The 18,174-nt window shown below is 72.2% G+C and carries 17 protein-coding genes and 1 pseudogene; 6 read left to right on the top strand and 12 right to left on the bottom strand.

The genetic code is table 11. The features are described from left to right. Positions 1 to 9: 9 nt before the first annotated feature. Genes OG448_RS28465 through OG448_RS28455 form a run of 3 tightly spaced genes read right to left on the bottom strand, consistent with a single transcriptional unit; the run spans position 10 to position 2,530 of the window. Positions 10 to 723: a class I SAM-dependent DNA methyltransferase gene (locus OG448_RS28465; RefSeq protein WP_405558026.1), complete on the bottom strand. Its 714-nt coding sequence runs from the start codon at positions 721 to 723 to the stop codon at positions 10 to 12. Positions 724 to 753: 30 nt separating this feature from the next. After that, a complete protein-coding gene (locus OG448_RS28460) occupies positions 754 to 1,593 on the bottom strand; it encodes an alpha/beta fold hydrolase (protein ID WP_405558024.1) in 840 nt (279 codons plus the stop codon). Between the two features lie 49 nt (positions 1,594 to 1,642). Then, on the bottom strand, positions 1,643 to 2,530 hold the full coding sequence (locus OG448_RS28455) for a hypothetical protein (protein ID WP_405558022.1): 888 nt from the start codon (positions 2,528 to 2,530) through the stop codon (positions 1,643 to 1,645). 291 nt (positions 2,531 to 2,821) lie between these two features. Between OG448_RS28455 and OG448_RS28450 the strand changes: the two genes are divergently transcribed. Beyond that, the gene (locus OG448_RS28450) at positions 2,822 to 4,006 is read left to right on the top strand and encodes a D-alanyl-D-alanine carboxypeptidase family protein (protein WP_405558020.1); all 1,185 of its coding nucleotides are present in this window, start codon (positions 2,822 to 2,824) and stop codon (positions 4,004 to 4,006) included. Positions 4,007 to 4,010: 4 nt separating this feature from the next. Here the strand turns inward: OG448_RS28450 and OG448_RS28445 are convergent, their stop codons facing one another. From OG448_RS28445 to OG448_RS28430, 4 genes are all read right to left on the bottom strand, one after another. Further along, positions 4,011 to 5,045 carry an asparaginase gene (locus tag OG448_RS28445; protein ID WP_405558019.1) on the bottom strand — a complete coding sequence of 345 codons (1,035 nt, stop codon included), beginning with the start codon at positions 5,043 to 5,045 and terminating at the stop codon, positions 4,011 to 4,013. Beyond that, positions 5,042 to 5,800: a FadR/GntR family transcriptional regulator gene (locus OG448_RS28440; protein WP_405558018.1), complete on the bottom strand. Its 759-nt coding sequence runs from the start codon at positions 5,798 to 5,800 to the stop codon at positions 5,042 to 5,044. The genes OG448_RS28445 and OG448_RS28440 overlap by 4 nt, the downstream gene beginning before the upstream one ends. 118 nt (positions 5,801 to 5,918) lie before the next feature. Continuing rightward, a complete protein-coding gene (locus tag OG448_RS28435) occupies positions 5,919 to 6,755 on the bottom strand; it encodes an undecaprenyl-diphosphate phosphatase (protein ID WP_030804062.1) in 837 nt (278 codons plus the stop codon). Between the two features lie 222 nt (positions 6,756 to 6,977). Then, entirely contained in the window at positions 6,978 to 7,262 is a 285-nt protein-coding gene (locus tag OG448_RS28430) for an ArsR family transcriptional regulator (protein WP_405558016.1), read from the bottom strand. A 235-nt stretch (positions 7,263 to 7,497) separates the two neighbouring features. Here OG448_RS28430 and OG448_RS28425 point away from each other — a divergent pair, with 235 nt between their 5' ends. Continuing rightward, positions 7,498 to 7,899, top strand: a complete 402-nt coding sequence (locus OG448_RS28425; protein ID WP_405558014.1) for a MarR family winged helix-turn-helix transcriptional regulator — start codon at positions 7,498 to 7,500, stop codon at positions 7,897 to 7,899. Between the two features lie 181 nt (positions 7,900 to 8,080). Here OG448_RS28425 and OG448_RS28420 read toward each other — a convergent pair whose 3' ends face one another. The 3 genes from OG448_RS28420 to OG448_RS28410 all read right to left on the bottom strand — a co-directional run bounded on the left by OG448_RS28420 (position 8,081) and on the right by OG448_RS28410 (position 10,710). Beyond that, a complete protein-coding gene (locus tag OG448_RS28420; RefSeq protein ID WP_030804053.1) occupies positions 8,081 to 8,485 on the bottom strand; it encodes an SseB family protein in 405 nt (134 codons plus the stop codon). Positions 8,486 to 8,650: 165 nt separating this feature from the next. Continuing rightward, the gene (locus tag OG448_RS28415; protein ID WP_405558012.1) at positions 8,651 to 9,208 is read right to left on the bottom strand and encodes a cysteine hydrolase family protein; all 558 of its coding nucleotides are present in this window, start codon (positions 9,206 to 9,208) and stop codon (positions 8,651 to 8,653) included. Beyond that, positions 9,205 to 10,710: a purine-cytosine permease family protein gene (locus tag OG448_RS28410; RefSeq protein ID WP_405558010.1), complete on the bottom strand. Its 1,506-nt coding sequence runs from the start codon at positions 10,708 to 10,710 to the stop codon at positions 9,205 to 9,207. Before OG448_RS28410 ends, OG448_RS28415 begins: the two co-directional genes overlap by 4 nt. 103 nt (positions 10,711 to 10,813) lie before the next feature. Between OG448_RS28410 and OG448_RS28405 the strand changes: the two are divergent. The 3 genes and pseudogenes from OG448_RS28405 (at position 10,814) to OG448_RS28395 (ending at position 13,646) form a co-directional block, all read left to right on the top strand. Then, positions 10,814 to 11,316 (top strand): annotated as a pseudogene (locus tag OG448_RS28405) (heme oxygenase (biliverdin-producing)). A gap of 86 nt (positions 11,317 to 11,402) precedes the next feature. Further along, the gene (locus tag OG448_RS28400; RefSeq protein WP_405558008.1) at positions 11,403 to 11,852 is read left to right on the top strand and encodes a MarR family winged helix-turn-helix transcriptional regulator; all 450 of its coding nucleotides are present in this window, start codon (positions 11,403 to 11,405) and stop codon (positions 11,850 to 11,852) included. Positions 11,853 to 11,924: 72 nt separating this feature from the next. After that, positions 11,925 to 13,646, top strand: a complete 1,722-nt coding sequence (locus OG448_RS28395; RefSeq protein WP_405558006.1) for an MFS transporter — start codon at positions 11,925 to 11,927, stop codon at positions 13,644 to 13,646. 58 nt (positions 13,647 to 13,704) lie between these two features. Here OG448_RS28395 and OG448_RS28390 read toward each other — a convergent pair whose 3' ends face one another. Both OG448_RS28390 and OG448_RS28385 read right to left on the bottom strand, forming a co-directional pair. Beyond that, positions 13,705 to 14,412 (bottom strand): FAD binding domain-containing protein, encoded by a 708-nt coding sequence (locus OG448_RS28390; RefSeq protein WP_405559013.1) that lies wholly within the window; start codon positions 14,410 to 14,412, stop codon positions 13,705 to 13,707. A gap of 237 nt (positions 14,413 to 14,649) precedes the next feature. Next, a complete protein-coding gene (locus OG448_RS28385; protein WP_405558004.1) occupies positions 14,650 to 15,438 on the bottom strand; it encodes an SAM-dependent methyltransferase in 789 nt (262 codons plus the stop codon). Between the two features lie 567 nt (positions 15,439 to 16,005). Here OG448_RS28385 and OG448_RS28380 point away from each other — a divergent pair. Then, the gene (locus OG448_RS28380) at positions 16,006 to 18,168 is read left to right on the top strand and encodes a transglycosylase domain-containing protein (RefSeq protein WP_405559011.1); all 2,163 of its coding nucleotides are present in this window, start codon (positions 16,006 to 16,008) and stop codon (positions 18,166 to 18,168) included. Positions 18,169 to 18,174: the final 6 nt, after the last annotated feature.

Here is an 18,174-nt window from a genome sequence, read left to right as displayed (position 1 = left end):
ACGTGGCGGCTACCCGCGCCGCGCCGTCACCAGCCGGGCTCGGGGGCTGCCGTCGGCGCGCAGACCGAACTCGGGCAGCGGCTGCAGTTCCACGGCGAACCCGGTCCGCTCCAGTTCCCGGCGTACGTCGCCGAGGCGGAACGCGCGGTAGTACATGACGAACGGCGGCCGCCACACGGCGTTGCGCACCCGCATCACCGCGTCGAAGCCGAGCAGCATCCAGTACGCGGGGCTGGACGGCCGGGGCGGTGCCGGCACCGGGAAGGCGAACCGTCCGCCCGGCCGCAGTGCCGAGTGGACCTGGGTGAAGAGGCCGGGCAGTTCGCGGGGCAGGAAGTGCCCGAACGCGCCGAAGCTGACGACCAGGTCGAAGGCGGCCGTGAAGGGCAGCGCGCGGGCGTCGGCACGTACCAGGGCGACCTCCGAGCCCTGTCCGCGCCGGGCCACGTCGAGCATGCCCGCGCTGAAGTCGACCCCGGTGACGCTGCGGCGGCACAGCCCGCCCAGCACCGCGAGGCCGGCACCGGTGCCGCAGCACAGGTCGAGCCCGTCCTCGAAGGGACCGAGCGGCCCGAGCGCCTTCGCCACCGCGTCCAGCACCGAGGCGGGCGTCCGGAACGGCGTGTGGTCGAACTTGGGCGCCAGCAGGTCGTAGCCCCGCTCGACGGACGACAGCGCCTGCACGGCCAGTTCACGCGTGGTGGGACCCTCGGGGCTGAACATGGCTCCAGCGTAGGCCGTAGGGGCGCCGGGTCAGGGACGGGCGAGGAAGTCGGCGGCGACCGCCGTGAACCGCTCCGGGTCGTCGAGCCAGGGGTAGTGCCCCGCTCCGGGCTGCACGGCGAGCCGTGCGTCGGGGAAGAGTTCCGCGAATGCGGCGATGACCTCGGGCGGACTGTTGAGGTCGAACTCGCCGGTGAGCAGCAGCACGGGCACGGTCAGCTCGGCCAGCGCGGTGCGCGTGGCGGGCGGGTCGAAGGCGCCCTCCATGCCGAAGCGGGTGACGGCCTCCCTGTTGGCCGGTTGGCTGTCCTCGTGATGTTGCCGGGACATGGCGTCCCAACGGCCGTAGAAGAAGGGGCTGATGGCGTCCCAGTCCGTGCCGGTGCCCTCGATGATCGCCTCCAGCGCGGCGAAGGCCGCCGGGAACCAGGGTTCGTCCTTGCGGAGCCGGGCGGCCTGGCGCCGGGACTCACCCGTGACGTCCAGGCCGACCGCACGGGTGCTCGGTCCGATCAGGGCGAGGCGGCGCAGGCGGTGCGGGTGGCGGGCCGCGTACTGCGTGGCGATGTTGGCGCTCGCGGAGTGGCCGAGCAGGTCGATCCGGTCCAGGCCGAGGTGGACGCGGAGTGCCTCGACGTCGTCGACGAGCCGGTCGCAGCGATAGGTGGCGGGGTCGTCCGGGGTGGCGGACCGTCCGGTGCCGCGCAGGTCGGGGACGGCCAGCCGCCGGTGCCCGGACAGGCCGCCGAGGTCACCCAGGTAGCGGGAGTCGGTGGGCCCGCCGGGCACGCAGATCACCGGGTCGCCGTCCCCGTCGCCGAGGTAGCGATAGGCCAGCCGGGTGCCGTCGGGCGCGGAGTAGGTGGGCATGACGGGAAGTCTGCCCCGGCGTCCGGTGCCGCGTAAGCCCTTCAGTCCTTCAGTCCTTCAGCCGGTCCAGCGTGTTGCGGGTGTCCGTCTTCAGCCAGTCCGAGATCTCGTCGATCTTCGGTGGGTCCTTGTCGGGATCGTACGAGGAGAGGTAGGCGCTGTAGCTCATCGTGTAGGTGACCCAGCCGTCGCGGACGGCGAGGGTGGCGTAGCGGGAGCCGGCGGAGGTGCCGCTGGTGGTGTCCTGGGTGACCAGGTACGCCTCGTCACCGATGTCCTCGACCGCGCCGACGTCGTAACCGGTGTGGTTCGCCTCGTAGTTCTTCCAGGTGGCGGTGAACTCAGGCGCCGGGTCGGTCTTCTTGTGGAGGTCGACCTGGATGGAGAGGTAGGCGTCGGTGTAGGAGGAGCCGGATTTCTTCAGGCTCGCGCTGCAGTAACTCTCGTCCAGCGCAGCGTCCTTGAGAGAGCTGTGGGTCGGGGTGGAGTCGCTCGCGGTGTACTCGTCCTTGAAGGAACCGTACTCCGCGCGGGAGCAGAGGTCGGAGGGGGCCGCGTAGCCGCGCAGGTCCGCCGCGTTCGCCGCGGCGCCGATCAGGAAGACTCCGGCTGCCCAGGCGGCGGAGGCCACGACCGCTCCGACGACGGCCCAGAGCACCGCCCGTCCGGCGGCACCGTTTCCGCCGGCCGTGGGCGGGACCGGCGGGGGTGCGTACTGCGGGGGCTGGGCGTAGGGGTTCCCCGGGTGGGGGCCGGCGGGCATCGTCGGCGCCTGGAACGGGCCCGGCGGAGGCGACTGCGGCACCGGCGGCGCGGACTGCGGGCTCGGATAGGGGTACGCGGTCGGCTGGGGCGGGACCGAGGGCGGCTGCGCGGGCGGTCCGGGCTGCGGCGGCCGGTCAGCGGGCTGCGCGGGCTGCTGCGGTGGCGTGGACATGTCGTGACGATAGGGCACAGTTGGCGCGCAAGTACCCCGCTCGACCGGGATCGTTACGGCATCCGGACACAGGTCATGGGGGCGAGGCACATATGGCGCCACACCATGTCGCGCCGCACCATGTCGTCCCGTCAGACATCAGAGCACGTCGGGGTGTGTTCACAGCACACGCACAGCGGCCGCCCAGGGAGCACCGCCACATGGACCCCGAGTGTGGCATCCGGGTTGCTCGGTTCAGCCGTCCGGCGCGGGCAGCTCGCCGCACCCCGCCGACCTTCCTACGTTGATCATATGAGCACCGGATTCTCACGTCGGGCGACCGTTTCCGTCTGTTCCCTGTGCATGGTGGGAGCGTTGGCCCTGGCGCCCGCGGCCGCCGCCACCGGAAGCGGCGGGGAACCCGCACCGCCCGCACCACGGGCGGCCGTCCCGCAGCCGTCCCTGCTCTACGGCTCCGGCGTCCAGGTGCGCCCGCGCGCCGGCGCCCCCGAGACCCCACAGCTCTCGGCGCTGTCCTGGCTGGTGGCCGACGCCGACAGCGGGGACGTCCTCGCCGCCGAAGGGGCGCACCGCAAGCTGCCGCCCGCGAGCACCCTGAAGACCCTGTTCGCCCTCACCGTCCTGCCTACGCTGCCCGCGACGCAGCAGCACAAGGTGAGTTACCAGGAGTTGGCGGACGTCGGCGAGGGCAGCAGCCTGGTCGGTGTGGAGGAGGGCCACACCTATCAGGTGGCGGACCTGTGGCGCGGAGTGTTCCTCAGCTCGGGCAACGACGCCGTGCACGTACTGGCGGCCCTGGACGGCGGTGTGGACACGACCGTCGCCAAGATGCAGACCAAGGCCCGCACGCTGGGCGCGATGGACACCCATGTGATCTCCCCGGACGGCTACGACTCCCCCGGCCAGGTGTCCTCGGCGTTCGACCTGGCGGTGTTCGGCCGGGCCGGGCTGCACAACCCCGACTTCGCCCGGTACTGCTCCACCGCGCAGGCCGAGTTCCCCGGTGACGGCTGGCCGTTCGCCATCGAGAACACCAACCGCCTGCTGACCGGCGAGGACGGCGTCGCCCCGTATCCGGGGATCATCGGGATCAAGAACGGCTACACCAGCAACGCGGGCAACACCCTGGTCGCCGCCGCCCGCCGGGGCGGCCGCACGCTGGTGGTCACGGTGATGAACCCGCAGGAGGGCGGCGGACTCGCCGTGTACGAGGAGGCGCGCCAACTGCTGGACTGGGGCTTCGCCGCCACCGGACGGGTGGACCCGGTGGGCTCGCTGGACGGGCTGCGCGCCACCCCGGAGCCCACGCACTCCGCGATCCCCGTCGCGGCCGCCACCTCCCCGGCCCCGGACGACGACACCGACTGGACGCGGACCGCGACCATCGCCGGCATCGTCATCCTCGGCGCGGCCGGCGTCACCCTGGCCCTGCGCGGCAAGAGCGGCAAGGACACCGGTAGCGGCACCAAAGCCTGACCGGTCAGGAGGCGAGGTCCAGCGCCGGCACCGTACGTACCGCCCCCACCGGCCGCCCCCCGCCCAGCAGGGGTGCGCCCGCGAACTCTGTGAGGAGGGCCGGGTCGATCCCGGCGTGGGCGAGGGCGGCCGCGGCGACGGGGATACGGGCCCGGTCGGCGCCGTCCGCGATCTTCACGGCGATGGCGCGGCCGTCGGGCAGCGCGGCCACCTGGACGCCCTCGAAGCCGTCCTTGGCGAGCAGGCCGGGCACGGCCCGCATCAGCGCGGCCACGTCGCGGCGGACCCCGGAGGCCATCTCCGCGTGCTCGCGCATCGCGTCCGCCACGCGCGCCTCGGGCGTGCCGGGGGCGGCGGTGGTGATGCGGGCGAGGGCGCGGGCGAGTCCGTGCAGGGAGACGGCGAACAGGGGCGCGCCGCAGCCGTCCACGGTGACATGGGCGACCCGCTGGCCGGTGAGGTCCTCGACGGTCTCGGCGACGGCCCGCTGGAGGGGGTGGGCCGGGTCGAGGTAGTCCTCCAGGGACCAGCCGTTGAGCTTCGCGGTCCACAGCATGGCGGCGTGCTTGCCGGAGCAGTTCTGCGCGAGCCGGGAGGGGCCCCGGCCCTCGCGGACCCAGAGGTCGCGGACGACGGGGTCGAACGGCATGTCGGGGGTGTTGCGCAGCTCGGCCTCGGTGAGTCCGGCGAGTTCCAGGATGCGCCGGGTGCCGTCGAGGTGGCGTTCCTCGCCGGAGTGGCTGGCGGCGGCCAAGGAGAGCAGGTCGCCGTCGAGGGGCAGGTCCGCACGCAGCATGGCGACGGCCTGGAGGGGCTTGAGGGCGGAGCGCGGGTAGAAGGCGGCCTCGGTGTCACCGAGCCGGAACCGCACCTCGCCGTCGGCGCCTAGGACGACGACCGAGCCGTGGTGGACGCCCTCGATCACTCCGCCGCGCACCAGGTGGGCGACGGGGGTGTGGCCGGGTTCCCGGAGGGCGGGGGCGCCGGCCGGCGTCACTGCCCGGGTCGCGGGGTCGGGGATGGCCTGGGCATGGGTCACGCGTCGGCTCCTGTGGTCTCGGGACCGCCCGGTACGGGCAGCGCCGGGGGTGTGGCGGTGCCCGCGGGGCGGACGATTCGGGTGAGGGTCGTGGCGACCCGGTCGAGGTGGTGGGTCATCGCGGCGACGGCGTCGTCCTCGGAACCCGCGGCGAGCGCGTCGAGGAGGGCGCGGTGCTCGCGGTCGGACTGCTCGCGGCGGCCGCCCAGTTCGGTGAGGAAGGCCGACTGGCGGGCGAGGGCGTCGCGGATCTCCTCGATCACCTTGCGGAAGACCGGGTTGCGGGCGGCCTCGGCGACGGCGAGGTGGAAGAGGGTGTCCATGGCGACCCAGGCGGCGGTGTCCGTCTCCCGCTCCATGCGGTCCAGGAGCAGGGTCAGCCGGTCCAGGTCCTCCGGGGTGCGGCGCCGGGCGGCGTACCCCGCGACCGGGACCTCGACGTGCCGGCGGACCTCCAGCAGGTCGCTGGCCGCGTAGTCGCCGAAGGTGGGGTCCTCCACCGCGTCGGCGACGACGAACGTTCCCTTGCCGGTACGGGAGACCGTGAGCCCCATGGTGTGCAGGGCGCGCAGGGCCTCGCGGACGACGGGCCGGGAGACCTCCAGGGTGCGGCACAGCTCGGCCTCGGAGGGCAGCTTGTCGCCGATCGCGTACTCGCCGCGCTCGATGGCGCCGCGGAGGTGGCCGAGGACCGCTTCCAGGGCGCTGACGCGTCGGGGGGCCGGACCACCTGTCTGGCTGTCTGACAGGTTCACGGAGCGATCGTGCGGTCTGAGGCCAGAACCTGTCAAGACGTGACGATCCGGCACGCGAACGGGGTGCGGACGCCCGGCTTGTCCGGACGTCCGCACCCCGTGCGGTGGCGCGCTCGCCTCAGTTGCTGAGCGTGCCGGTGGCCAGCAGGCCGATCAGCGCCACGCCGACGACGATCCGGTAGATCACGAAGGCGTTGAAGGAGTGCTTGGCGACGAACTTCAGCAGCCAGGCGATGGAGGCGTAGGCGACGACGAAGGAGACGACGGTGCCCACCGCCAGCGGGGCCGCGCTCACGCCGGCGCCGAGGGCGTCCTTCAGTTCGTAGACACCGGCGCCGGTGAGGGCCGGGATGCCGAGGAAGAAGGAGAGGCGGGTGGCGGCGACCCGGTCGAGGTCGAGGATGAGCGCCGTGGACATGGTGGCGCCGGAGCGGGAGAAGCCGGGGAAGAGCAGCGCGAGGATCTGCGAGCAGCCGACCAGCATCGCGTCCTTGAACGAGGTGTCGTCCTCACCGCGCTTGTGGCGGCCCATCTGGTCGGCGGCCCACATGACACCGGAGCCCACGATCAGCGAGCCGGCGACCACCCACAGGGAGGCGAGCGGGCCGTCGATGAGCGGCTTGGCGGCCAGTCCGACGACGACGATCGGGATGGTGGCCGCGATCACCCACCAGGCGAACTTGTAGTCGTGGCGGTAGCGCTCCTCGGGGTTGAAGAGGCCCCGGAACCAGGCGCTGACGATCCGCTTGATGTCCTTGAAGAAGTACACGAGCACGGCCGCGATGGCGCCGACCTGGATCACCGCGGAGAACCCGACCACGGACTTGTCGTCCACGGGGATGCCCATGAGCCCCTCGGTGATCTTCAGGTGGCCGGTGGAGGACACCGGGAGGAACTCGGTCACCCCCTCCACTACTCCGAGGACGACGGCCTGACCGACAGAGATGGCACTCATGGATTCCAGTTCTGGGGAGAGGGGGTCGACGGCGGTGCGGACACGTCTTGGCGCGCCCGTACGGCACCGGCGCGGACCGCTCCGGAGCGCCGCCCGCGCGTACGGCAGCGTAGAGGCACCCGGGGTGTGGGACGGAACAGGGCCACGCGTGCTCCGGGCGGAACCCGGCTCCCTCACAACGACTTCTTACCGTCGACGCCCGTATTGCCCGGTAAGTGAGGGTCACCAGTTCTTCTCGAAGAGCTGGGCCACCTCGGCGATACGGGCCTCGTCCCGGCGGTAGTAGGTGCGCAGCAGCCGGCGGCGGGTACGCAGGAGGCCGAGGCGGGTGAGGAAGTCGAGGTGGGCCGCGGCCGTCCGGCGGGGCACGCCGAGCTTGGCGGCGACGGCGCGCGGGGTGACGCCGGTGCCGAGGGGGTCGAGGCTCGCCGGGGGGAAGTGGGCGGGCGGGTCCTTGAGCCAGTCCAGGAGGGTCTGCCGTATGCGGCCCGAGGGAGTGCCCATCATGCCTACGCCTCCCCTCCCCCGCCCTGGGCTGCTGGTGTCCCGTGGTCCCACTGTGGCGCAGGCGGCGGGGGCGCGTCCGGCTCTCGGGACGGGTTGTCCGGTACCCGACGGCGGGCGGGGCGGGGGGCGTGGTGAGGCGGGGTGAGGCCGGAGGGCCGGGGTCGCCCGTACGGGGGCTTGCGCCCGCACTAGTTGCACAGTCAACGATTGGCTGGATCGGTGCTACCGTGCGGGTATGGCAGTGAAGACGGGCGAGGGCGCCCGGCTCGAAGAACGTTGGCGGGACATCCTCGCGGTGCACGCGCGCACCATGTGCGAGATAGACCGCGCCCTGCATCCGCACGGGCTCGGTGCCAGCGACTTCGAGGTGCTGGACATCCTGTCCACGGAGACGCCCGCCGAGGGCGACCACTGCCGGGTGCAGAACCTGGTCGGCCGGGTCCACCTCAGCCAGTCCGCGCTCTCGCGGCTGATCGGACGGCTGGAGAAGGAAGGGCTGGTCGAGCGCTCGGTGTGCGCGGAGGACCGGCGCGGGGTGTGGGTGAGCCTCACCCGCCGGGGCCGCGAGCTGCACGCGGAGGTGCTGCCGCTGCAGCGCGGTGTGCTGGAGCGGATGCTGGCGGAGTCTTCGGACTGACGTCAGGCTCGCACATGGGGCCCTCCGTACAGGGGCCATCGCACATATGCGCCGCCCACACAGGCGCACCGCACGCGGGTGCGGCCCACATAGGTGCGCCACACATGGGCTGAGCCCACTCCCCCAGAGGCACACGTATGGCGAAGCCGCCCACGTGCGACTCCGCCATACGTCAGGTGACTCAGCGCGCCAGCAGTGAGCGCACGCCCTGCGAGGTCAGCGTCAGCCCGTGCTCCGAGCTGCCGTCGATGGTGAGCGACAGCTCCTCCTCCGGCCACTGGGAGGCGAGGGCGCCGAGCTGGATCAGCCGGTAGCGGGAGACGGAGGGCAGCAGCCCGGCCATCTCCAGTTCCGAGGTGAAGACGGGTACCACCTGCTCACCGCCGGGCTGCTCGAGCACCGGCAGGGCGACCATGGTGGAGTCGGCGCCCTCCGCGTCCACGGCCTCGTCGGGCATCGGGACGAGCACGTCGCTGTGCGCGAGGGTCTCAAGGGCGGCCTGGTCGTCGGTGTTGACGGCCAGCACGTCCAGCGCCTGCTGGGCGGGCGTCGGCGTCGGAAGGTCGTCGTGTGCGGGTGTCTCCATGGCACATCCCCAGGTAGTGCGGTCGTACGGGCTCACGCTGGACCGGGGCCCGAGCGCGCTCCCGGCCGCGTACCCATCCGGACCCGGACCATGCGCGCGGGTTTCCAGCGGGCCGGAGCCCGTCCCGGACCTTCACCCGATCGGACGGCAGGCAGCCACACCCCCTCAGGGCCCGCCCACGCCCAGCAGTTCGTCGACGGTGGTGACACGGGCCAAGGGCCGGTACAGGTCCAGCACGTGCAGCGCCTTGGCGTGCGCCTCGTCGTCCACGCCCGCGCAGGCGTCCGCGACGACCACGACCTCGGTGCCCGCGTCGGCGGCGGCCAGGGCGGTGGTGAGGACGCAGCACTCGGTGCTGACCCCGGCCAGGACCAGCCGCGAGCCGGGAGCGAGGCCGGCGGCGAGTTCCGGGGTCCACTTGCCGAAGGTCTCCGCGTCCAGGACCGGAGCACCCAGGCCGGCGAACTCCGGCGTCAGCCGCCACAGCTCCGCGTCCGGGGGCTGGCGGGCGAAGGGCCACTGGTCATAGTAGGCGCGCCAGGCCCCGGTGGGCCGGGCGGGGGCGAGGAAGCGGGTGAACACCACCCGGTCTCCGAACGCGGGAAGCAGCCGCGCCACCCCCGCGGCCGCCTCGGCGTAACGCGGGGTGGCCCAGGGACTGTCCGGGTCGGCGAAGACGCGCTGCATGTCGATGACGGCGAGCAGCCCGGGCACCGGCCTCACGCCCCGTACATCCCCTGGACCGGGGCCGGGCTCGGCGGGAGTGCCTCTTGGGCGCGGACCCGGTTCCGGGTCAGCAGCAGGGTGCCGAGGAAAGCGAGGGCCAGGGCGACGAGGACGCCGAGGTTGGCGTACGCCCACTGGCCGGACCGGCCGCCGAGGCCGAGCGGGCCGAGGAGGTAGCCCTGCCAGCTCAGCCAGCGCGCGGCGGTGTTGGTGACCAGGCCCCAACCGATCACGGTGGCGCCGACGGTGAGGACGAGGGGCAGGGCGCGGGCATCGCCGTAGCGGCCGTCGGGGCGGAACAGGTCGCCCTCGTCGTAGTCCCGGTGGCGCAGGGCGAGGTCGGCGAGCATCACGCCGCACCAGGCGGCGATGGGGACGCCGAGGGTGGTGAGGAAGCCCATGAACTCACCGAGGAAGGCCCCGCCGAAGAACACGATGTACACAGAGCCGGCGATCATCAGGACGCCGTCGACGAGGGCGGCCAGATAACGGGGCACGTGCAGTCCGGCGGAGAGCAGGGCGAGGCCGGAGGAGTAGATGTCCAGCACCGCGCCGCCGACCAGGCCGAGCACGGCGACCAGGGCGAAGGGGACGAGGAACCAGGTCGGCAGCATGGTGGTCAGCGCGCCGATGGGGTCGGCGGCGATGGCCTGGCTCAGCCGGTCGGAGGACCCGGCGAGGAGCAGGCCGAAGGCCAGCAGGAGCAGCGGGGCGGCGGAGGCGCCGAGGGTGGTCCAGCCGATGACGCCGCGGCTGGAGGAGGAGCGCGGGAGGTAACGGGAGTAGTCGGCGGCGGCGTTGACCCAGCCGAGCCCGAAACCGGTCATCATGAACACCAGCGCGCCGATGAACTGCTGGGTCGAGCCCGCCGGGATGGCGCTGACGGTGGACCAGTGGACGTGGTCGGCGACGAGGCCGACGTAGACCAGGGTGAGCACGCCGGTGATGACGGTGATCACGGTCTGGAGGCGCATGATCAGGTCGAAGCCCATGACGCCGCCGACCACGGTGAGCGCGGCGACGACGAGGAGGGCGACGGCCATGGTCTCGGTGCCGCCGCCCCAGCCGAGGCGGCTGAAGACGGTGGCGGTGGCGAGGGTGGCGAGCGAGGCGAGTACGGTCTCCCAGCCGACCGTGAGTATCCAGGAGATGACGGACGGCAGGCGGTTGCCGCGTACTCCGTAGGCGGCGCGGCTGAGCACCATGGTGGGCGCCGAGCCGCGCTTCCCGGCGACGGCGATGAGGCCGCAGAGCAGGAACGAGGCGAGGATGCCGAGGACTCCGGCGGCGAGTGCCTGCCAGAAGGAGATGCCGAAGCCGAGGGCGAAGGCGCCGTAGCTGAGGCCGAGGACGCTGACGTTGGCGCCGAACCAGGGCCAGAAGAGGGTGCGCGGGGTGCCCTTGCGGTCCGCGTCCCCGATGACGTCGAGGCCGTGGGTCTCCAGTTGGATCTGGCGGCCGTCGGCTCCGCTGTCCTGGGGGTGCTGCGGCTGCGTCATCGGCGGCCCACCTATCCTGACGTGTCGCGTCCAAGCTAGGCGGGTGGATGGAGGGACGCAAGGAACGACCCATCTGACCGCGGGCTCTGCCGGGGAGGCAGCGTTGTCGACACCCCTCTTCTCCCCGGTCATCCGCACCGCCGGCCAGGACCGGCACACCGAGGCCGAGCAGGCGCCGTTCATGAACGATCTGCTCGGCGGCCGGTTCGGCGTGGACGCCTTCACCAGATACACCGAGCAACTCCGCTTCGTCTACCGCGCGTCGGAGGATTCCGCCACCCGGCTGGAAGGCGATCCGGTGGCGGGCACGTTCCTTCGTCCACCACTACACCCGTTAGCCGGGACGATCTGTCGGGCGGTCAGGTGATCCGGCGGATCGCGGAGCGGACCTGGGGGCTGGAGACCAAGGGCGACGGCGTCCGCTTCTACGTCTTCGAAGGCATCGACAACCCGGCCGCCTTCAAACGCGAGTACCGCGCGCGGCTCGACGCGCTGCCGGTGGAGGAGCTGGAGAAACAGCGCGTCGCGGAGGAGTGCCGGTCGGCGTTCGCACTGAACAACGCCGTCTTCGCGGAGCTGGGCACCCTCTTCCGGGCCACCGCCTGACCTCCCCTCATGAGCCACCGGCTACGGAGCCGGCTTCTGCGCCCCGAAAACTTGCTTCACCGTACACGCATCTGCATAATGAGCTTATGCATAAGCGGGTTATGGACAGTGGTCCCGCCGAGACCTCCGCCGAGGAACTGATGATCGCCGTGGAGCAGCTCGTCCGTCATGTGCGGCGCAGCGCCACGGCCGGCGGGCTCAGTACCGCCGCGTCCTCGGCGCTCGGCCGGCTGGGCCGCGAGGGGCCGCAGCGGCTGACCGAGCTGGCGCGGGCGGAGAACGCCACCCAGCCGAACATGACCCAGCTCGTCACCCGCATGGAGCGTGCGGGGCTGGTACGGCGGGTCGCCGACCACACGGACGGGCGGGGCGTGCTGGTGGAGGTCACCGAGCGGGGCGAGGAGGTGTTCCGGGAGCGCCGGGCCGAGCGTGCCGAGGCGCTGGGACAGCTCGTCGGTGAACTGTCCGAGCCGGAGCGGCAGGCCGTGCGGGTCGCGCTGCCGGCCCTGGCCCGCGCGATACAGGAGCGTTCCTGAACCATCCGTCGGATCTCTCCGGCGCCGCCACGGCAGGGCCGAGGAGAGCGACTTGACTGGAGAGAAGCGGTAATGAGTGCACCGCACGGAAGGGCCGCGAGCCCGTTCCGGCAGCCGAAGGCCGTCTGGGCCGTGGCGTTCGCCTGCGTGATCTCGTTCATGGGCATCGGGCTCGTCGACCCGATCCTGCCCGCCCTGGCCGACAGTCTGCACGCCACACCGAGCCAGGTGTCCCTGCTGTTCAGCAGCTATCTGATCGTGACGGCCGTCGCCATGCTGTTCGTCGGCTGGTTCTCCAGCCGGTTCGGCGCCAAGCGCACCCTGATCGTCGGCCTGGCGGTCATCGTGGTCTTCGCGGCGCTGGCCGGGACCACCGACTCGATCAACGGCATCGTCGGCTTCCGGGCCGGCTGGGGTCTGGGCAACGCCCTGTTCATCGCCACCTCGCTCGCCGTGATCGTCGCCTCGGCCAGCGGCGGCTTCGGCGGCGCGATCATCCTGTACGAGACCGCGCTCGGCCTCGGCATCGCCGTCGGGCCTTTGCTGGGCGGGGAGTTGGGGGCGATCAGTTGGCGCGGGCCGTTCTTCGGGGTGGCCGTGCTGATGGCCGTGGCGCTGCTCGCCACGCTGGCCTTCGTCCCCTCGATGCCGAAGCCCGCCCGGCCCACGTCCCCCATCGCCCCGCTGAAGGCGCTGCGGCACCGGGGGCTGCTCACGATGGGCATCATGGCGCTGCTCTACAACTGGGGCTTCTTCACCATGCTGGGCTACGCGCCCTACCCGATGAAGCTGAGCGCCCACGAACTCGGCCTGGTCTTCACCGGCTGGGGTCTGCTGGTGGCCGCGTTCAGCGTGTTCTTCGCCCCGCGCCTCCAGGCCCGCTTCGGCACGGCGCCGGTGCTGTACGCCAACCTCCTGGGCCTCGGCGTCGTGATGGCGGTCATCGCGGCGGGGGTCGACAGTCCCACGGTGGTGATCGTGGCGGTCATCGTGAGCGGTGCCTTCATCGGCATCAACAACACGCTGACCACGCAGGCGGTCATGCTCGTCTCCCCCGTCGAGCGTCCGGTGGCGTCCTCCGCGTACGGCTTCCTGAGGTTCATCGGCGGTGGTCTCGCGCCGTTCGTCGCGGGCAAGCTGGCGGACGCCACGGATCTGAGTGTGCCGTTCTACCTGGGCGCGGCGACCTTCGTGCTGGCCATCCCGGTGCTGGCCAGCGGGCACGGGCTGCTGCGGAAGGCGGAGGAGCGGCCGGAGGATGAGCCCGTCGTGACGCCCTCGCTCACCGCGGTCGGCGCGCCCGTGGCGGCGGGCGGGCCGCGGGTCATCGTGGCGGTCGGCGCGCACGGCGGGGCCGCGGCCATCGTGGACGCGGCGGCGCGGCTCGCGCGGGAGACCGGCAGTCCGCTGGAGGTCGTGCATGTCCGGGAGACGGTCGTGGTGGAGGAGCAGGCCGTGGAGCCGGAGGGCGCCGAGGAGGCGCGGGCGGCCGTCTCGGCCCATCTCGCCCGGCTGGCCGCGCACGGCGTGACGGCGTCGGGGCAGGTGCTCACCAGCGTCGGCGACCACGCCGCCGCCGGACGGGTGCTGGCCGAGCACGCGGCGCGGGTGGGCGCGCGGGCGGTGGCGGTGGGCCGTTCGCCGCGCGGGCCGCTGGCCCAGTTCGCGGACGGCAGCATCACCTCCGCCCTCACCCACGGGGCGCCCTGCGACGTGCTGTTGGTGGACGCGGAGTCGGTGCCCCGGCAGTTGACCAAGGACTCACTGGCGGAACTGCGCGACAGCGCGGTCTGAGCGGCGTACGGCGAAGGGGGCCATGGCAGGAGCCGTGGCCCCCTTCTCGGTGTCCGGTTCAGCGGGGCAGCAGCCCGTTGACCTGGTCGTGGACCGCCGTGCGCGCGGCCGGGATGTCGCTCAGGAGCGTCGTTCCGAGTGCCGACAGCGGTTCCTCGGGGTCGGTGCCGCACTCGGTGCTCTCGCTGACGACCTCGTAGCCGTCGCGTACGGCGATGTTGAGCCGGTAGCGGCCCTCACCCAGGGCGTGCAGGGCGGAGGCGACGACGAGGGGCGGTGGTCCGCCGGGCTCGCCCTCGTACTTGCGGTAGGCGCTGGCCACGGGGGTGCGCCAGCGCAGGCTGAGCAGGACGGGGCTCTTGGCGACGACCTCGGCCAGGTCGGTGTCGTACACACCGGTGGAGGTCAGGACCGTGGCGCGGGTGTCCAGGACGAGAGCCGCCGGGAGGAGGCAGCGCAGGGTGCTGCCCGCTATGTTGCCGCCGACCGTGGCCGCGCGGCGTACGGCGCCGGTGCCGACCGAGCCCGCCGCGCGGCGCAGCACCTCGGGGACGCGGTCGTCGACGCGGTTGAGGACGACGGCGCCGCCCAGTTCCTCGGGGCCGAGGACGTTGGCCTCCGGCAGCTCGCGCAGCGACACGGCCTGGGCCGGGAACCCGTCGCGCTGCCAGGTGGCCCAGACCAGGGTGGCGCCGCCTACGGGCACGGCTCCCTCGGCCAGGTATTCCCGCGCTTCGGATACGGACGTGGGCAGACGCAGCAGCACTGTGGCCAACCTGCCTTTCCTCGGGGGTCAGGCGAACGGCCGCCTCCGCCGCCAGGGTCATTCTCGCTGCCTCCGGAGGGGCGCGTACAGGGCTCATCGTCACGCGCCCCGTGCGCCCCTCCGCGCCTCTCCACGACCCCGCTGAAAACGGACTTCGGGCCGCCACACTGGATGTGACGGCCCGAAGTTGCCCGGCACACATCATCGGAAGTCAGGTCGGCTTACCTCAGTGAGTTGCTAGGGGAGGCGCGCCACCCCGGCGTAGATCCCGCTCTCCTCGGCCGCCGGGGCGTCGCCGTCCTTGAACCACTCGGTGGCCGTGACGAGACCGGGCTCGACCAGTTCCAGACCCTCGAAGAAGCGCTCGACGCCCGCGCGGTCGCGGAAGCCGAGCCGGATGCCGCCCTTGGCGTACTCGGCCGTGACCTGCGCGGACAGCTCCGGGAAGATGTCGGAGGAGGCGTGGGAGAGGACCAGGTAGCTGCCCGGGGGAAGGGTGGCGAGAAGGTTGGAGACGAGCCCGTACGGGTCCTGGTCGTCGTTGATGAAATGCATCAGGGCGATCAGGGACAGGGCTATGGGCCGGTCGAAGTCGAGCGTCTGCCGGGCGTTCTTGATGATGGCGGCCGGGTCGCGGACGTCGGCCTCCACGTACTGGGTGGCGCCCTCGGGGCGGCCGACGAGCAACGCCTCCGCGTGCCGCAGCACGATCGGGTCGTTGTCGGTGTAGACGATCCGGGCGGTCGGCACGATCCGCTGGACGATCTGGTGCAGGTTCGGCTCGGTGGGGATGCCGGTGCCGATGTCGAGGAACTGGTCGATGCCCTGCGCGGCGAGCCAGGCGACCGCGCGGTTCATGAACGCACGGTTCTGCCGGGCGCCGTCCCGCGCCTCGGCGGGCAGCCGCTCCCCCACCGCCTCGTCCACGGGGTAGTTGTCCTTGCCGCCGAGCAGCCAGTCGTATACCCGCGCGGGGTGAGCCGTGCTGGTGTCGATCTGCCGGGGGCCGGGGATGCCGGTGGTCATGGGCGGGCTCCGTCATGATTCTGGCCGGTGCGAACACAGACGATCATCGAGTGGTGGTCGTCATTCTGCATGCGGGGCACGGGAGTTGACCAGGCCGGGGCGAGTCCCGACCGCACCGGGTGCACGGCACGCGGGTCGTCCGTACGGGCGGGCGTCGCGGGGTGGGTGACGGGGCCGATCACGCGGGCGGCCGGGTGTGACCCATGACCGACCCTGGTCTCCGGGTTTCGAAAGTATTAGCTGATAATTTGTGAAGCTCGCGGGCAGACACGGGGCCAGGGGGTAACAAATTGGCCACCGGTGCCACCGTGATGGTCACCGATTTCGGCCGGTCCGTCTGCCCACGCGAGCAAGGCCGAGTGGGGAGGGAGACCTGTCGTGACCGAGGCAGGGCGGGGGGCGGACGCCAATGACGCCGCTGACGGCGCCGGTGGTGCCGACGGCGTCCGGCGTGGGCGGGGTCGGCGCGCGGCGCCGAAACGGGCGTGGGGACGCCGCACCCAGGAGCCGGACCAGCAGGAGCCCGAAAGCACCCCGAATTCGGCCGCGTTCGAGCCCGAGGCCACCATGCAGCTCCGGGTCGGCACCATCCGCCCCGACGAGACGATGCAGCTCAAGATCGTCGCGCTGGACGGCACCCGCCCCGCACCGGAGCCCGAGCCGAAGGCCACCGAGGAGTCCCGCGCCCCCCGCCCCTCCGGCGTCCTGGCCCCGTTGCTGACCGTCCTCGCCGTCCTGCGCCGTCTCCTCGCCCCGGTCACCACCAGGCTCGCCCCCTACGCCGCACTCGCCGCGCCCCACGTCCGCAAGCTGCGCCCGGAGTACCCGCGTCCGGGCCGGGAGGACTGGCGGCGCTGGATACCGTCCTGGCGCCAGTGGCTCGCGGGCTGGCTCGCCCTGGCCGGCCTCTCCGGTCTCTTCCTGACCGTGGCCTACGCGGCGACCGACGTCCCCACCAACCTCAACTCCTATGCCACCCAGCAGGACAACGTCTACTTCTGGTCCGACGGCACCCCGATGGCCCGGACCGGCTGGGTGCGCCGGCAGGCGATGCCGCTCAAGGACATCCCGGAGGGGGTGCGCTGGGCGGTGCTGGCGGCGGAGAACGAGAGCTTCTACTCCGACCCCGGCATCTCCGCCAAGGGCATCACCCGTGCCCTGTGGCGCACGGTCGGCCAGGGTGACACCGAGGGCGGCTCCACGATCACCCAGCAATACGTCAAGAACGTCTATCTGAACCAGGACCAGAACCTCGGCCGCAAGCTCACCGAGGCGATGATCGCCCTCAAGCTCGACAACCGGATGAGCAAGGACAAGATCCTCGAGGGCTACCTCAACACCAGTTGGTTCGGGCGCGGCACCTACGGCATCCAGCGCGCCTCCCAGGCGTACTACGGCAAGGACGTCAGCAAGCTGAACCCCAGCGAGGCCGCCATGCTCGCCTCGCTGCTCAAGGGCGCCGGCCTGTACGACCCCACGCTCAGCGCGGCCAACCACCGCCGGGCGGTGGAGCGGTGGTCGTGGATTCTCGACCGCATGGTCAAGATCGGCAAGCTGTCCCCGGCCGAGCGCGCCAAGTACACCAGGTTCCCCGAGCCGATCAAGACGCTCCAGATCTACGACACCGGCAAGCAGAGCGACTACCTGGTGGAGCTGGCGTCGAGTTACGCCAAGAAGAACGCCCATCTGTCGGACAAGGAGTTCGACCTCGGCGGCTACCAGATCTACACCACCTTCGACCGCAAGCGGGAGAGCGAGCTGACCGACGCGGTCACCAAGGCCCGCGAGGCCGCGCTGAAGAAGGACCCCAAGGCCGCCCGCACCGCCCACTACGGTGCCGCCTCGGTCGCCACCGACGGCCGGATCGTCGCCGTCTACGGCGGCCCCGACCACCGCAAGCAGGGCTACAACGAGTCCAACGCCACTACCGTGCCCGCTGGTTCGGCCTTCACACCCTTCGTCTACGCGGCGGGCCTGGAGAACGGCGTGCACAAGACCCGCGAGGGGCCAGCCACCCCGGTCACCCCGGAGTCGGTGTACGACGGCGACGACGCGGTGCCCGTCACCACCCCCGAGGGCCCCTACTGGGACCGCAGCGGCAAGAAGGTCGCCGCACACAACGACGGCAAGCGCTCCTACGGGCCGGTCTCCCTGCGCCAGGCGCTCGCGCGCTCGGTGAACACGCCGTTCATGCAGCTCGGCATGGACACCGGGCTGGAGAAGGTGAAGGCCACCGCGCAGGCGGCCGGGCTGCTGCCCTCCAGCTTCGGCCCGGCGACTCCCGCGCTGTCGCTCGGCACCTCCACGCCCAGCACGATCCGCATGGCCAGCGGCTACGCCACCTTCGCGGCGGACGGCCGGCACACCGAGCCGTACTCGGTGCGCCGGGTCACCCGCAACGGCGCCGGTGTCCGCCTGGACGCCCCCGACCGGCGCCGGGCGGTACGCCCCGAGGTCGCCCAGCAGGTCAGCGAGGCGCTCGCGGACAACTTCCGCACCTTCCACCCCACCCCCGCGGCGACCACCCCGGCCGCCGGAAAGGACGGGACCACGGACAAGGACACCGCGCTCTGGTACACGGGCACCCTCAAGTCGGTGTCGACCGCGATCGTCGTCTACCGCATCGACCTGGGCAAGAGCCTGGAACCGCTGCCGCTGGACGGTCTGGCCGGCACCCGTGAGAACAGCGTGCCGTTCGGAATCTGGTCGCAGGCCGTGGGCGTCGGCTGAGCCCCG

Source organism: Streptomyces sp. NBC_01171, assembly GCF_045039805.1.
Taxonomy (GTDB): Bacteria; Actinomycetota; Actinomycetes; order Streptomycetales; family Streptomycetaceae; genus Streptomyces.
The sequence above is the reverse complement of the archived record's forward strand: the minus strand, read 5'-3'. Positions and strand labels throughout refer to the sequence as shown.

Coding starts and splice junctions, on each gene's coding strand:
- OG448_RS28455 (WP_405558022.1), bottom strand. CDS start 2,530: ATGTCCACGCCACCGCAGCAGCCCGCGCAGCCCGCTGACCGGCCGCCG.
- OG448_RS28400 (WP_405558008.1), top strand. CDS start 11,403: ATGCATAAGCGGGTTATGGACAGTGGTCCCGCCGAGACCTCCGCCGAG.
- OG448_RS28465 (WP_405558026.1), bottom strand. CDS start 723: ATGTTCAGCCCCGAGGGTCCCACCACGCGTGAACTGGCCGTGCAGGCG.
- OG448_RS28430 (WP_405558016.1), bottom strand. CDS start 7,262: ATGATGGGCACTCCCTCGGGCCGCATACGGCAGACCCTCCTGGACTGG.
- OG448_RS28435 (WP_030804062.1), bottom strand. CDS start 6,755: ATGAGTGCCATCTCTGTCGGTCAGGCCGTCGTCCTCGGAGTAGTGGAG.
- OG448_RS28395 (WP_405558006.1), top strand. CDS start 11,925: ATGAGTGCACCGCACGGAAGGGCCGCGAGCCCGTTCCGGCAGCCGAAG.
- OG448_RS28450 (WP_405558020.1), top strand. CDS start 2,822: ATGAGCACCGGATTCTCACGTCGGGCGACCGTTTCCGTCTGTTCCCTG.
- OG448_RS28420 (WP_030804053.1), bottom strand. CDS start 8,485: ATGGAGACACCCGCACACGACGACCTTCCGACGCCGACGCCCGCCCAG.
- OG448_RS28380 (WP_405559011.1), top strand. CDS start 16,006: ATGCAGCTCCGGGTCGGCACCATCCGCCCCGACGAGACGATGCAGCTC.
- OG448_RS28460 (WP_405558024.1), bottom strand. CDS start 1,593: ATGCCCACCTACTCCGCGCCCGACGGCACCCGGCTGGCCTATCGCTAC.
- OG448_RS28410 (WP_405558010.1), bottom strand. CDS start 10,710: ATGACGCAGCCGCAGCACCCCCAGGACAGCGGAGCCGACGGCCGCCAG.
- OG448_RS28385 (WP_405558004.1), bottom strand. CDS start 15,438: ATGACCACCGGCATCCCCGGCCCCCGGCAGATCGACACCAGCACGGCT.
- OG448_RS28425 (WP_405558014.1), top strand. CDS start 7,498: ATGGCAGTGAAGACGGGCGAGGGCGCCCGGCTCGAAGAACGTTGGCGG.